This is a genomic window from Paenibacillus sp. FSL H7-0350, from assembly GCF_038593195.1.
Taxonomy (GTDB): Bacteria; Bacillota; Bacilli; order Paenibacillales; family Paenibacillaceae; genus Paenibacillus_AQ.
Genome location: NZ_CP151972.1, coordinates 4,241,027 through 4,255,699, shown reverse-complemented (window position 1 = coordinate 4,255,699; position 14,673 = coordinate 4,241,027). Strand labels below are relative to the sequence as shown.

The window sequence follows — 14,673 nt, the reverse complement described above, 5'->3', positions numbered from 1 at the left end:
GGTTGACAAAAAAGTAATTAGGTGCCATACTATGTGTATGAACAACAACAATAGAAAAATAAATGACATGGAGGCTATTCCCTCCCTTGTACAATCCCAGCGTCAGATTGATCGCTATAACCTGGACATAGACGCACAGGCTATACTCGTCGCATCTAGGCTAATGGCAGCGGGAGCCCAGCTTGGTCAGGCCTCGGAGATTCATTTCTCCAGATTCGGCGTATCAACAGGCCGATATCGTGTATTGGCAGATCTCGAAGATCACGAAGGAGAAGAGTTGCCTTCGCAATTAGCAGAGCATCTAGGCGTTACACGTGCTACAGTGACTGGTCTGATCGACATTCTTGAACGGGATGGCCTAGTATCCAGGCGGTTAAGCTCAGAGGATGGCCGTCAGAAATCGGTTGTTTTGACGGAAGAAGGAGCGCAGAAGCTACGTGAAATGGCTCCTGAGCATTTCGCTTGGCTGGAGGCCATGGTGGGCTTACTCAGTATAGACGAGCGCAGCGTATTCCTCGACTTGCTGGGCCGGGTTACACTAGGCATCTCTGCCCTTATGGACGAACCAGGCTCGAAACCAAAATGAAACATCAGTAATGAGTAGAATGGGCTAGTAATGCTAGCCTCTTTTTACTCCTATATAGTTAGGTTCCTAATTATATCTCGCTGAAAGCACTCGACGGAATGATCTCAGAGAAGGAAGGGGTAACGAAATGAACCAGATGAAATACCCGTATCCGCCAGATGATGCTTACGGTATCAAGACGGTGGGTTCCAGAAAAAAGCCCTTTGCACTATGGCGTGAAGTTGTAATGGCCTATGCTGCTCCTGCCATCATGGCAGGTATTGGGGGATTGGTTACTGCTGATAGGGGGCTTCAAATCGGAGCATTGACCACAATTGGCGGTGCATCAGCCTTGATGGCTTTGATGATTGGCCTTATATTGCGCAGCCGGGTGGGTCATATGCGATGGGTCACAGGTGCACCTCACTTGGTTGTGGTAGGAGGGTTCGCAATAGCCGGGTCCTTGTATGGCCTATGCGCGGCATGGGTGACATCTGGTGTACTGGAACTTATGATGCCGGGCCATCACTTGGCCTGGGTCGATCGCGTCTGGATCGATTTCCCGTTGTCTGGATTCATAGCAAGCACGATAGTGACATGGCGGTGGCGTCTTGCCGTTACCACCCATTTGACATCCAAAAGGAGAAGAAAAAAATGATAGTTATTGTGGGAGCAACAGGTACGATAGGCAGTGCGCTGGTGGAACGGTTGGCTGATCTTGGCGTGCCCGTCAGGGCTCTGAGTAGAGAGCCGGAGAAGTTGCGTAAGCAGATCGGAGAAAAGGGCCGATCAGCTATCGAGGTCGTATGGGCAGATGCTGCTGACCCCGAATCGCTGCGCCGCGCATGTACAGGTGCCAGCCAGCTCTTCCTCGCCATGTCCAACAGTCCAAGACAAATTGAATTGGAAACTTCAATCATTCAGATTGCAGGCGAATCTGGAATCGAGCACATCGTGAAAATATCCAGCCCTGCCTTTGAGCAGAGCTCTCCAGTAGCAGTGGCGGGCTGGCATCAAGAAATCGAGCAAGTGCTGAGGGGATCAGGTCTCACCCACACCGTGTTGCGCCCTTATGCATTCATGCAAAACCTAATGCGCTTTGCACCAACGATTACAACCCAAAATGTTTTCTTCGGCTCCATGGGCCATTCACCGTGTAACTTCATTGACTGCCGCGATATCGCAGATGTTGCCGCAGAAGCTTTAACTAACCCTGAGGTATCAGGCCAAATATATACGCTTACAGGTTCAGAGATTTTCAGCTATCCTCAGATCGCGGCTCGGCTATCCGCCCTGCTTAATCGGCCAATAAGTTACATCAATATGGAACCCCAAGAACTACTCCGTAATCTTATCGAGCACGGGCATATGCCTCCTTGGCTTGCGAACCACGTTGTGGAGATTCAAACCATGTCTAGGGTGGTTCCAGAAAGTCCAAATGACACGGTGAGGCGCCTGCTCGGCAGAGAGCCGCGTAAGCTGGAAGCCTTTCTGCATGAGAGTGTGGAGAATTACCGGTAGAGAATGTCAATAACACGGGGTTGTGAAATCACACCGTTTTGGCTAACGTATCAACGATGGTTACAAAAAGGGAGATTAGCAGCTACGAACAACTGTTAATCTCCTTTTTGCAACCCTGCTATTCGCTTACTTCTTTCTCCGTCTGCCGAAAAAAATACTGATATTATGAATAAGGATAGCTATGCTGATTAGCACCAATATATATGAATAATCCGTTTTATCTGCCAGTAAAAGAGACACACCAAACAATGTAAAAGTAATTATAAAACTCAAAGATGTGTTTTGAGGGTTACGGTCTTTTTTGTAGGCTGAGTATATGCTAAAAAACATAAGCCAGGCAATACCAATCACTATAAATATCTTTAAATACATAGGGGATCAAACCTTACTAGTGAATTTTAAAGTTGGGTGATGTAAATGTACGACTTTTGCATATCCATCTTTGCAGTATTAAATTCATTAATAGTTACACCTGCAAGAACTGCCAGGCCTCCTCCCGCAATAAGCCATCCTGCAGAAGACCAGACAAATTCGCTCCCGCAAACCCTGATGATCCAGCTTTGGCTAACATTAGTTCAGAGTACACGTTAAGACTTTGTCTCCAAATGCTTTAATATCCTCCAAGTAGTCGTACCCTGGTGGATTTGGACCTGCTTGATTGTACATTCTAACCGCGACTAGCCGATGTTCAGGAATAACCAAACAGGCAAGATTGGCTTCCCCCCTTGGTCATCAGCATATTCTTCATTTAACCATACTAAATTGTCATCGCTATTCTTACACCAACCTGTCTCAATGAAATTGCAGGGTTTGAAAACATATTGTTGCATAACCTCTGACAGGGGTGCCTCAAATAACTTCCGTATTATTCTAATCAGCATATTGATCCCTATATTGTTATAATTCCAACCCGTTCCTGGCGGGAAAAGAAGTGTTCATATGGATCGGCTGTCGACAGAAGAGATACAAGATCAACAGGAGTTACTGGAGGCGATCACTCCTTATGTTAATAAGTTGGACCTAATGGTTAAAAAAAGCTCGTAAACCTTACTCTCTCTGTATGATTTGAATATAGTCCAATGGTAAACCTCAATATACGTAGAGAGGTTAATCCCATTGGACTTTTTTCAAAGGTAAATTAGCTGATCAAATTTTTTCACTTAATCATTGATTGAAATACCTGCGGCTTTAAAATGTCCTTGAGTTAGAATTTTACCAAATTGAGAAGCGAGTTCCTTTGGGGTATAGGAAAAATCATTTTTAACCCACCACACCACAATACCCATAAAAGTAGATGCGATATATTGGAGTAATAATTCCTTTGAAATCTTCAATGGGGCATCATTCAAGCCGTCCTCCACTGTGTTTTTTATAATTTCCTCCATTTTTGACTGAAAACCATAAATTCTATTCTCATCCACTAACAATGCTTTGTAAAAGGGGATATTGTCCTGGATTTTCTCCAGGATGGTTTGCATTAGTTGTTCAAGCATAGAACCGCTTAACGGAGTTTTGCTGCTTGAGCATTGCTTGAGTGTACTCTTTAGTTCTTCGATTAACTCGTCCATAGATGCATTTAACAAATCGGGTTTGTTCTGATAATGAAGGTAAAAGGTATTCCGGTTAATCATCGCTTTATCGGCAATGTCTTGAATCGTAATTCCTTCGTATCCCTTTTCCGTAAGAAGCTCTATAAACGCTTTTTTGATTGAATGTTTGGAGCGAATGATACGCAAATCGGTTTTTTTGTTCATTAGAACTCATTCCCTTAATTTTTTTGTGAGATATACGACATTTGAGCTGAAATTGCATGTTATCTCTCAAAATCAGAAATATTAAATATTGAATGCTGACCTTTTATTAATCATAATAAACACAAGACAAATATACAACACATTGACCATTATTTATCTTATTGACCATTAATTCTAATTGAAAGGGAGATATCAAATGAAAACTATAGCTATTGTTGGAGCAGGAGCAGGTTTAGGAATGTCCATTGCGAAGAAATTCGGACAAAACGGCTTTCGCGTAGCTCTTATTGCCCGAAATGAAGATAAGCTGAAACAGCTGGTTATTGAATTAGAACAATTGGGAATTGAAGCTGCTCCATTTCAAGCGGATATATTAAAGAAAGAAGAAATCGAGAGGGCCTTCGCCACTGTTAAAGAGAAATACGGGTTTATTGATGTTCTCGAATACAGTCCAACGCCGAGCATCAACACCGTAGCGCCAACATTAGATGTAACCGAAGAAAATGCGTTATACCAATTTCAATTTAATGTTTTAGGTGCGTTATCGAGTGTCCGGCAAGTGCTGCCGGAAATGCTGGCTAAGCAAAGCGGTGCCTTATTATTTACTACTGGAGGCGCTGCAATCCACCCGGTACCGATGATGGGTAATGTCGGAATTGCAGTTTCAGGGCTTCGTAATTATATCTTTAATTTGAACAGCGAATTAGCGGACAAAGGTGTGTACGCGGGTCACCTTTCGATCGGAATCTGGATGCAGCCGAATTCAGGAGTTCAAGACAAAATCGCTGATATTTGGTACGACATGTACACCAAAAGAGACAGAGTAGAAGAATTTATAACTGAAGACCGAGTGTGAATATGAATATCACCATTTTTGGTGCAAGTGGTGCAATCGGACAGCTGCTGACACAATTAGCTCTAGATCACGGAGATTTTGTTACGGCATATGTTAGAAACCCCCACAAAATTAGCCTCAAACATCCCAATTTGAGCTTTGTACAAGGGGAACTATCGAATGCTACAACCATTGAGCAGGCTGTTGCTAAATCAGATGTCGTAATCAGCACACTAGGACCAGCATCCGATATGTCACGAAAGCTTAAAGGGACGCCGATTGCAGACGGACATGAGCTGATGATTAGGGCTATGAAGAAGCATCATGTACGCTGCCACCCGTGACAACCATATGATTAGAAAAATGCCTATCGTCTACAACAAATAAGCTCCAAAAAGGAGGCTTGGAAATGAAAATCGAGATATGGTCGGATTATGTTTGTCCATTCTGTTATATTGGTAAACGGCGGTTAGAATCTGCACTGGAGCAATTCGCTCATCAGAATGAAGTGGTGATTGAATATAGAAGCTTTGAACTTAATCCGCAAGCATCATTGTACTCTGGCAAAAATATGCATCAAATGGCCTCTGAGAAACATGGTGTGAGTATCGAGCAAGCGAAAGAGGCAAATGCTAAGCTTGGGCAACAAGCGGCGATGATGGGTCTGGTGTATAATTTCGACGGAATGAAGCCTACCAATACGTTTGATGCTCATCGTCTAACCCAATATGCCAAATCGGTTGGTAAAGATAAGGAATTATCCGAGAAGCTGTTCTATTCGTATTACACGGAAGCCAAGCTGATTACCGATCATGATACATTAGCAGATATTGCAGAATCCGTTGGAATGAACAGGGACGAGACAAAGGCAGTTCTTCAGGACCCATCCAAATATGCTAACGAAGTGCGTTCAGATGAAGCCACAGCCAAACAGTTAGGAATAACAGGAGCCCCTTTCTTTGTCATTGACAGAAAATATGCAGTTTCCGGCGCACAGCCCGTTGAGATATTCTTAAGCGCCCTTAACCAGGCAGCTCAATAAATAAGCCCCGCAAGAATCATGCACAAGCCACTCGCTTGTGCTTTTTGCCGTAGCTTAAGTTGCAGCTCTTATTTTATGATTAATGGTGCTGAATTTGAGCGGTTATTGAAGCAGGAGGTAAGGATCATTTATGACTGAATTATTAGCGCCAGCAGGCAGTATGGAAGCTTTGAAAGCTGCAATATCCAATGGTTGTGATGCAGTATACTTAGGCATGCAAAAATTTGGTGCACGCGCATACTCCTCTAATTTTGACTTGGAAACGTTAAATGAGGCTGTTACGTATGCGCACCTGAGGGATGTTAAAATCTATGTTGCCATGAATACCATCGTGTTCGAGAACGAAGTGGAAGAGATGAAAGAGCAGATCCGCGAATTAAATGAAATCGGTGTGGATGGCATTATCGTCCAGGACCTGACGGCGTTTGATTATATTGTTAAAAACTTTACTGATCTGGAAGCACATTGTTCCACTCAGATGGGAATTGACGATGTAGACGGAACTTTATTATTCAAAGAACTTGGCGCGAAAAGAGTGGTTCTGTCCCGTGAGGTTAAGATTGAAACAGTCAAAGAGATCAAAAGAGTAGCTGACATCCCTTTAGAAATCTTCGTTCACGGTGCGTTATGTGTATCTTATTCGGGAAACTGTCTAATGTCAGGATTAAGCGGCTTTCGGTGCGCAAATCGCGGAAGATGTGTGGGTTCCTGCCGTAAGGAATACGATCTGATGGATCAGACAACAGGTACATCTTTAGGCAAAAGCTATATTTTATCCACTAAGGACTTGAACACAATTGATTACATTCATGATCTAAAAGAAATCGATTCTTTAAAAATAGAAGGCCGAATGAAAGTGCCTACGTATGTGGCTAATGTGGTATCCAAATATCGTATGGCCTTAGATCATAAAATCACTGAAGCAGATAAAGAAAATCTGAAGAAGACATTCAATCGCACCTTTACCAAAGGATATTTGTTCCACGAGGACCGGAGGAATATTACAAACATCGCAAGACCTAATCACTTTGGTTATGAGATTGGAACCATTAGCAGGGTTGAGAAGGACAGGTATGAAATCACACTTACACGTACTTTAAATCAAAACGACACCATCCGGATCAATCATGACAATGAAGATGTTAATTTGACGGTTGCCAAGCTATACAACAAAGACGGTGACTTAATCAACACAGCAGATGATGTCTGCTATATCAAAGTCAAAGAAAAGATGTCTGCGGGAGATGTAGTCTATAAAACGAAGGATTATTTCTACCACAAGGAATTAGAAGCCTCACTGGAAAAAGAATTTAAGCGGTTTGACCTAGATATTAGCGTATATGCATATCCAGATTCAAAGCTTGTCATAGAGGCGGAGGGCTTTGGTTTTAATTATTCCTATGAAAGTGAGGAAATATTAGGCGAAGCCATTAATAATCCAACCACCAAAGACCAGGTCATCAAGCAATTCTCCAGATTAAATGATACGATATTCGAGCTTCATCAGGTCGATTATGAGGAAGGCAATGCGTTTATTCCAGCCAAACTGTTAAATGCAGCAAGAAGAGAAATTGTACTGGGCTTATATGATTTAAAGCTTAACAGCCAGAAGAAAAGAACCAAGACTGTGGAAGCCAAAGAAAAAATAAGCTTTGCCCCTGTACAACCATACCTCACGGCTTCTGTAACGACTCAGGAACAGTATGATGCTTGCGTGAGCTGTGGAATTACGGAAATCTATTTTGACAATGTGGTTAGAAGAAATCAGAATGATTATCAGGAAAAAGAAGGGCAGCTGCTGATCGGAGGATATGGCGGAATTCATCACTACCGAGGAACCAATCCGTTCGTTACGGACTATTCTCTAAATGTTATTAATGCTACTAGCTGCTATGAACTATATAAATTAGGTGCTAAGCGAGTCACTTTATCTTATGAAATGAATAAGAGCCAAATTGAAGATTTAATGAATGCTTATGTTGATGAAAATGACGGTTCTCCTGCGCTGGAGATGATTGTGTATGGCAGAGCTCCATTGATGTTCACCAAATATTGTCCGATGCGAAAAATGAATCAATGCAGAATTTGCAGAACGAAGAGCTATGAGTTAAAAGATGAGCAAGCAACGTTCCCTATCCTTTCCCATGAGGATTGTACAGCGATTATTCTTAATGGGAAGACGCTTAATCTTCTAGATGAGCTGCCGAACCTCAAAGGAATCGAGGCGCTCCGGTTAAACTTCACCGTTGAATCTAAAGAGCAGGTTGTGAACGTCATTCATATGGCCTTAGGCAAATTAGATGGCTCAATGAATCATGCTGTGTTCAATCAGGAAACAGACACAAGAGGCCATTTTAATAAAGAGATTGTGTAGGTAGGTTGAAAGACAGTCATTCGAAGAAAAGCTCGCAGGAGCCTATATTTACAGCATATCGACGATAGTAGCAGGGTAATCACACTCCGGCCGGAACGATGCGTAAACGGGCTTCTGCGGGAAAGGTTACGGTGAACCGAATTATAAATAGTGGTAAAACTTAGACTTTATGACATTTGATAATCAAAGTAGATGGTATCATTCTTGCCTTTGCATTAGAGTACCACTCACTTGAATTACTTGTATCATTATCATCGAATGTTGAATCTTCAATTATCTTGTCAATAACAAATCCAGCATTTATAAGCTCGTTAATAAAAGTGCTTACCTTTCGATATTGCATAACTATCGGTGTGCCCCTCCAAGAATCATGTTTTTCAAAACCCTCAATTACATAAGAACGCCTAAACCTTAATTGTTCATTCGCGTATTCAACAACACTGTGTACAGGATGTTCCCAGCTAAAGACCAAAGTACCGCCTAACTTTAGGCTTCTATGAATATTGCTTAACGTCTTTTGTAAATTTACCGTCCAACCGAGTGCATATATGGAGACGGCTTTATCAAAATAGCTATCTGGAAGACCCGGAATATCTTCCATCGGTGATTCAATAAAGGTGACTGGAGTGCCTAGGTTTGAAACAACTTCTTTTGCTGTATTTATTTGTGAGCTGGATAGATCTACACCCCACAACTCTCGTGCTCCACGTTTAGCGAGATATTCTAAGGTATGCCCACTACCACAACCCACTTCTAAAATAATGCTATCTTCAATTTGTCCAAGTAAATGTAATTCTTCCTCCGTTGGCGCATAATCACCATAGTCAAGAATATCAAACGAGCCTTCGAAAAATTGATCAGCGACTTTATCCCATCCACTTTTGTTTATTTGTATCATTTCTCTTTGTTCTAGCATTCTCGGTCACCTCATTCATAATTTTAAAGTGCATTTTTAAACGCCAACTGGTCTTCTTTGTAATTGTCACCTCCACATAAATGGGGAATGAACAGTAATAATTGTACCAACATATGCTAAAATAAGGAAAATATAAAAATAGTGTTCGTTTTTTTGTTAGCATTAAGCCGAATTGGGTCTGCCTAATGATACTCTGGAAGACTGTCCAATCCATCGTTGACTATAGCAGCAAGCACCGCATGTAAGTTATTCGGATGTGCCGCCAACACTGTGTAACGCGAGCGTCACGATCATTATTCGTCTAATTGATCAATTATTGTCTGAAAAGTAAATGATAAAAGCGTAATACGATTAGCAGCAGATTATCCCCAATCGCAAACAGCTTAGCATTCATGATACATTGAATGCTAAGCTGTTTCATTAAGGGGAGATTCTGAATGTCGGTTCAGTGTATGGAAGTGTTCTTCACTCTCTTGGACCGCAGGAAATAGGGAATCCAGATTGCAGCGTATAGGAGAGAGCGGGATATATCTGTATAAGAGGTATCATCCGTTATGGAATCAGAAATCGATCTTTGCAATTGGCTGGCCATCAGGGTATCTACTGTATTAATTATGATGTTATATACGATGAAAGATATACATATGTATTTGAATAATTTCTTATGTTTAAAACCCAGGTAGAAGATGTACAGGATCATCAGGCACTGAATAGCAATTAATGTCGTCTCTATGACAAGAGTAGGGAGCATTAATCCGCTGTAGTAACTGCTGTCAGGGTTTGTGAGAAGCCTATAGCTTTCGGTCCCGAAAAACGAAATATTACCATAGATGTTCAGCACACTTCGTATAAGTGAAAAAACAATGCCAAATACAAAAATCCATAACCACCCTCCAATGCCGGAAGGTGCTGAATGATCAGTGATCGGATCTGAAGTTTCCACAAATACTTCGGAAGCTACGGCGGCCTCCGCGGCAGACGTTGGAACTTTTTTGATAAATAGTGGTTTCATTAATGCTCCAATGGCTCCTCCGATTACACTTGCCAAACCTCCAACGATAATTGATATGAAAATGTTAGCATCCACTGTATAAGTTTTATGTAGAATAAAACCTAATGAGAAAAAGAAGATGCCCATTAAACCTTGTACCATTTCATCACCTCATAATATCCGCAGCAAGTGCGGGAATTTTTATATACTATATCGGTATATTCCATCAATTACTTAAATTAACTCTCAATCCTAAAAAACTCCGAAAACCCTTGGATGTAGTGGGTTTCCGGAGTTCTTTTAATAATATAGAAATGCGTTGCAGTAGATCCCAGTTTCAATTTCAGCGATTTAGAATGTTCGCTACTTAGGAATGATGGGAACCCATAATTCCTGCTCAATTTTAGCTCCTGGAGCCAAAAAATTCTCTATACAAGGGAGATTGGCAAGCTCGTATCCAGATGTAGGAAGCCATTCAGTATATAAGCGCTGCCAAGCATTGACGTTATCGTTAGGGAAAACTACATATACAGAGGGAGGAAGAATTAGTTCTTCCATATCGTTCGGTATATTTCCGTCATATCTACACCCCATGAGTAAATCAAAGGTATCCTCTTTAATTGCCGCGTCTTTACCAAAGATACCAAGCAACCCTTCAAGTTGGCATTTTGGATTTTCCCAAGACATGTCTATCAGCTTTTGAAGAAACCCATTTGTTTGTGCTGTGGCCCACAATTGTGGAACCGTATTAAAAGCATCATCAGTTTTTACCGTTTCCCTTTTAACTGCAAAACGAAGGCTACAATCAATATTTTCAATTCGATACTCCATCTCAGAGACTCCTTTTATGGTAATCTGAAAGGACATGCGTGGATATGCTTTCAACTGTACATTGCTTTCACGAACGGATGCAGGTGTAACGCCATGCAGTTGGCGAAAGGCTCTCGTAAAAGCATCAGGGGAACTATATCCGTATTTCATAGAAATATCAGTAATCTTTGTACTATGTTTCTGTATTTCAAAAGCCGCCTTAGTAAGCCTTCTACGCCGAACATATTCAGCTAGGGTAACATTGGCTAAAGATGAAAACATTCGTGAAAAATGGAACTCGGAGCAGCAAGCAATTTTTGCAATATAAGAATAGTCAATTTCGTTATCAAGGTTACTTTCTATATAATCAATTGCGCTGTTAAATCTGTTTATCCAATCCATATACTCACCTGCCTTTCACTAATTACTATACAGCAGCTATCATTGAAATACCCTGCAATGCTTGCCTAAGTTTGCAGGAATATGCTATGTATTTTGAAACGATATTGATTAAGCCATAGAGGTGGAAATTATGAATTTTGGAGAAAAAGATGCAGTACCCTCTGAACTCCTTGAGTTGGTTGGAGATGACGAGGCTTCATTGATTTGGGTGAATACAGCGAAGACTTATTATCTTAAAGGTAAAAGTGGAGTAAATAAATATTTGAAAATCCAGGAAGCAGGACATGCTGAATCTTTAGAAAGACAAGCCCAAAGGTTATTGTGGTTATACAATAAGTTACCTGTTCCGGAGGTTATTGATTTCGGTATGATCGGGAATTATGAGTATTTATTAACACTTGAATTGCCAGGCGTGGAAGCTTCCAACAAGCAATATTCTTCGAATACAGAAGAGATGATCTCTTTATTGGCACAAGGTCTTCGGAGAATTCATGAAGTTTCAATTGAAGATTGTCCTTTTGATCATTCATTTGAACAGCTGATGAGCACTATTCAGTACAAATTGAGCAGTGGGGTTAAATTTGATTCAACGGAGCTGCGTAGAAAGTTTGGTGAGGACAATGTTGAAAAGTTACTGCTTGAAGTCAACAAGTATTCTCGGGGACTCAAAGAAGATTTAGTATTCACACATGGTGACTACAGCCTGCCAAACATCATTATTGCTGATGATTCTATAAGTGGATTTATTGATCTGGGGAATTGTGGGATCGCGGACCGTTATTACGATTTGGCAGTAGCTGAGAAGAGCATTATTAGAAACTTCGGCGAGCAATGGGTCAAGTTATTCTTTACATCCTATGGAGCTTCAGAAATTGATTATACCAAAATAAGATTCTACCAAGTTGTAGAGCATCTGGTTTGGGCCTGATCAACAAGGTTATTCTCTATTTATACAGTATTTTAATTGAGTGAACACAGGGAGGATACCGGGATGAGAATGCCAAGCGACAGCGAACTGACATTGCTATTCGAAGGAGATGGGCAACAGCTTGAGCAATTTACTTTTGCGTACAGCGTCATTGTAGATTGGAGAGAAGAGGACGAGGAGATCGTCCGATTGTTCGGTAAACGCCTTCCCGATGAAACGGTCGAGGTGACGTCTACGGACAAAGGACTGGATGTTACCTACAATGGACAACTGCATTCGATTGCGCTTACCTTTACCGGACAAGACCGCTACATCACGATTCGCGGCTTTCAGGAGCTGATCCGGGACAAATATGAAATCCGGCTGTTTGAGGCCTCATATTTTTCGGATACGCACGAATTTTTGATTTTACCGAAGCGGCAGTGGGAAGAGCTGGATGCCCGGTATCCGGTGCGGAGCAGGGAGATATTCCGTGTCATCGATGATGAGCTGGATTTTCCGTAACTTTTACAAGTTGGATGCATCCTACAGGTTTTAGAAAGAAAACGGCCCTTGTCCGCATCGTTTGCGGCAGGGCCGTTTTTCGTTTTTCATACGCTAGCTTCAAATTACTATTCTTGCCATACATTCATAGGGTCCCATGGCTTGATCTGATTGCCATATTTTCCGGCCAAAAAAGCTTTCATGTCTTCCAGCTTAGCGGGCACCTCGTTCCAGGCTGGAAGGGGGGATAACCCTCGTTTGCTTTTCAATAGGATATCCACGGTAACATACAAGCGTTCTGGCTGAATCCAATGAAGGAAGCGGGAAATATCAATTTGCTTGGTCAAGGACAAGGAATCAATTTCGTCATTGTAATGCTTGTTGAACTCGCTGATCAGGTTCAGGAGGTAGTCCCTCTGCTCCTTCACGAAGTCCAGTCCGCAGATAGCGCCATGTCCTGGAACAACGATTTCGGGTTTAATTTCATCAATAATGCGATCAAGCACTTTAACCCAATTGAGGGTTCCCTCTTCGCTGTATGCTGTACAACCGTTAAACACGACATCGCCGGCAAACAGCACTTTTTCTTTTGGCATCCACAGCAGCAAGTCACTGTCGGAGTGGGCCGGGGCTACGTTGTAAATCATGATTTCCGTATCTTCAAGACGGATACTGATATCGTCCTTGATCTGAATATTCGGGTATACCCATTCTACGCCCTCCAGGTTGAATCCTTCAAATTCTGCTGCAAAAAACCGCTCGCCCGAAGTCGATTCCAGAGAATCCTTCCCTCTTCTGATGACGTTGTCCATCCAGCTGATATTTTCGGTGAGACGCTCTCTGGAGGCTTCCTTATGCATAATAATGCAAGCATCTTCAAACACTTTGTTTCCCCAGGCATGGTCACTGTTATAGTGCGAGTTCACCACATATGCGGGAGAGCCGCCGTTGCTTACTTCCTTATAAGCCTCCCGCATTTCCCGTGCATGGAATAAATCGAAAAACGTGTCATACACCAGCCCTTCACCCTTGTTGATGAACCCGGCATTGGCCCAACTGATACCGCGATACGGCGAAATACCGGCAAAGACGCCAGCTGCGACTTCAAAAAATTTGACGCGGCGCTTTTGGATAATACGTCCATACTTCATAAGAATTCTCCTTTGCGTATGTGTTTTTGGGATAAAGCATACTGATTATGCCTTTATTATAGAGAAGGGAAAACATAAATGCAAGCAAGTGCTTGCATGCATTTACTCTGTGTTTTATGATTGTAGCAGAACAACATCACACCACTATATGGATGGAGGCGCTGCATATGCAATACTTGTAGTAGAATAGGCTTAACATATGCAAAAGGAGAAATACAATGAATACTTCGGACAGAATCATTGAAGCCGCGACACGGCTCATCAGAGAGAAGGGCTATCAGGGAGTCAGCACCAAAGCCATTGCAACGGAAGCTAAAGTCAATGAATCTACGATTTTTCGGCAATTTGGAAGCAAGCAAGGCATATTGGAAGCCATCGTTGAAAGACATGCAGATATCCCGCAATTTGAGAAGCTGTTAAAAGAGGACGCAACGGATAATCCGGAAGTCGATCTGCTGAATGTAAGCCAGCAGTACCGTTTGTTCTTCCATAACAATGCGGACATCATTATGATTGGCGTCCGTGACACAGGAATGCTTCCTGAATTGGACAGGGTGCTGGCTGAGCCGCCAGTGAAGCTGCACTCTTTGCTGGTTGAATATTTTGAACGCCTGCAGAAGAAAAAAGTGATAGCTAGACAGGATGAGCGTCTTACCGCTATGTCTTTTCTCTCGATGTGTTACGGGTTTCAGATGAGCGAGTTGATTCACCGGCAATATCAGTCCGAGCTCATCACTGAGGAAGAGTTCTACAAGCACAGTGTCTCATTGTTTGTTAAAGGAATGTTGTCTCAGTCATAAGCTTTGTGAGTACCCTTTACTAAGGTTGCTGTATATCAATTACTTCAAAAAAATTTCAGGTTGATTCAAAAACACTGACCGTAACTGTCAGTGTTTTTTTT

At 42.1% G+C, this 14,673-nt stretch carries 15 protein-coding genes; 10 read left to right on the top strand and 5 right to left on the bottom strand.

What is annotated here, in order from left to right; genetic code table 11:
* The first annotated feature begins 31 nt into the window (after positions 1-31).
* From NYE24_RS19480 to NYE24_RS19470, 3 genes are all read left to right on the top strand, one after another.
* A complete protein-coding gene (locus NYE24_RS19480) occupies positions 32-586 on the top strand; it encodes a MarR family transcriptional regulator (RefSeq protein WP_342476458.1) in 555 nt (184 codons plus the stop codon).
* 127 nt (positions 587-713) lie between these two features.
* Entirely contained in the window at positions 714-1,223 is a 510-nt protein-coding gene (locus NYE24_RS19475; RefSeq protein ID WP_036699997.1) for a hypothetical protein, read from the top strand.
* Positions 1,220-2,086, top strand: a complete 867-nt coding sequence (locus tag NYE24_RS19470) for an SDR family oxidoreductase (RefSeq protein ID WP_076156150.1) — start codon at positions 1,220-1,222, stop codon at positions 2,084-2,086. The genes NYE24_RS19475 and NYE24_RS19470 overlap by 4 nt, the downstream gene beginning before the upstream one ends.
* 1,160 nt (positions 2,087-3,246) lie before the next feature.
* Here the strand turns inward: NYE24_RS19470 and NYE24_RS19465 are convergent.
* Entirely contained in the window at positions 3,247-3,840 is a 594-nt protein-coding gene (locus NYE24_RS19465; RefSeq protein ID WP_341027676.1) for a TetR/AcrR family transcriptional regulator, read from the bottom strand.
* A gap of 196 nt (positions 3,841-4,036) precedes the next feature.
* Here NYE24_RS19465 and NYE24_RS19460 point away from each other — a divergent pair, with 196 nt between their 5' ends.
* The 4 genes from NYE24_RS19460 to NYE24_RS19445 all read left to right on the top strand — a co-directional run bounded on the left by NYE24_RS19460 (position 4,037) and on the right by NYE24_RS19445 (position 8,091).
* Positions 4,037-4,696 carry an SDR family NAD(P)-dependent oxidoreductase gene (locus NYE24_RS19460; RefSeq protein WP_342476457.1) on the top strand — a complete coding sequence of 220 codons (660 nt, stop codon included), beginning with the start codon at positions 4,037-4,039 and terminating at the stop codon, positions 4,694-4,696.
* A 2-nt stretch (positions 4,697-4,698) separates the two neighbouring features.
* Positions 4,699-5,019 (top strand): NAD(P)H-binding protein, encoded by a 321-nt coding sequence (locus NYE24_RS19455; protein WP_342476456.1) that lies wholly within the window; start codon positions 4,699-4,701, stop codon positions 5,017-5,019.
* Positions 5,020-5,084: 65 nt separating this feature from the next.
* Positions 5,085-5,717, top strand: a complete 633-nt coding sequence (locus NYE24_RS19450) for a DsbA family oxidoreductase (RefSeq protein WP_342476455.1) — start codon at positions 5,085-5,087, stop codon at positions 5,715-5,717.
* 130 nt (positions 5,718-5,847) lie between these two features.
* Positions 5,848-8,091, top strand: a complete 2,244-nt coding sequence (locus NYE24_RS19445; RefSeq protein ID WP_342476454.1) for a U32 family peptidase — start codon at positions 5,848-5,850, stop codon at positions 8,089-8,091.
* 160 nt (positions 8,092-8,251) lie between these two features.
* Here NYE24_RS19445 and NYE24_RS19440 read toward each other — a convergent pair whose 3' ends face one another.
* The 3 genes from NYE24_RS19440 to NYE24_RS19430 all read right to left on the bottom strand — a co-directional run bounded on the left by NYE24_RS19440 (position 8,252) and on the right by NYE24_RS19430 (position 11,210).
* Positions 8,252-9,007, bottom strand: a complete 756-nt coding sequence (locus NYE24_RS19440; protein ID WP_342476453.1) for a class I SAM-dependent methyltransferase — start codon at positions 9,005-9,007, stop codon at positions 8,252-8,254.
* A gap of 445 nt (positions 9,008-9,452) precedes the next feature.
* A complete protein-coding gene (locus NYE24_RS19435) occupies positions 9,453-10,160 on the bottom strand; it encodes a DUF2569 domain-containing protein (protein ID WP_076156169.1) in 708 nt (235 codons plus the stop codon).
* A 201-nt stretch (positions 10,161-10,361) separates the two neighbouring features.
* Positions 10,362-11,210: an AraC family transcriptional regulator gene (locus NYE24_RS19430; RefSeq protein ID WP_076156172.1), complete on the bottom strand. Its 849-nt coding sequence runs from the start codon at positions 11,208-11,210 to the stop codon at positions 10,362-10,364.
* A gap of 130 nt (positions 11,211-11,340) precedes the next feature.
* On the opposite strand from NYE24_RS19430, the gene NYE24_RS19425 reads away from it, so the two are divergent.
* Positions 11,341-12,138: an APH(3') family aminoglycoside O-phosphotransferase gene (locus NYE24_RS19425; RefSeq protein ID WP_076156175.1), complete on the top strand. Its 798-nt coding sequence runs from the start codon at positions 11,341-11,343 to the stop codon at positions 12,136-12,138.
* A gap of 63 nt (positions 12,139-12,201) precedes the next feature.
* Positions 12,202-12,642: a hypothetical protein gene (locus NYE24_RS19420; protein ID WP_342476452.1), complete on the top strand. Its 441-nt coding sequence runs from the start codon at positions 12,202-12,204 to the stop codon at positions 12,640-12,642.
* Between the two features lie 107 nt (positions 12,643-12,749).
* Here the strand turns inward: NYE24_RS19420 and NYE24_RS19415 are convergent, their stop codons facing one another.
* Entirely contained in the window at positions 12,750-13,772 is a 1,023-nt protein-coding gene (locus NYE24_RS19415) for an MBL fold metallo-hydrolase (protein WP_342476451.1), read from the bottom strand.
* 218 nt (positions 13,773-13,990) lie between these two features.
* Between NYE24_RS19415 and NYE24_RS19410 the strand changes: the two genes are divergently transcribed.
* A complete protein-coding gene (locus NYE24_RS19410; protein ID WP_342476450.1) occupies positions 13,991-14,572 on the top strand; it encodes a TetR/AcrR family transcriptional regulator in 582 nt (193 codons plus the stop codon).
* Positions 14,573-14,673 lie beyond the last annotated feature (101 nt).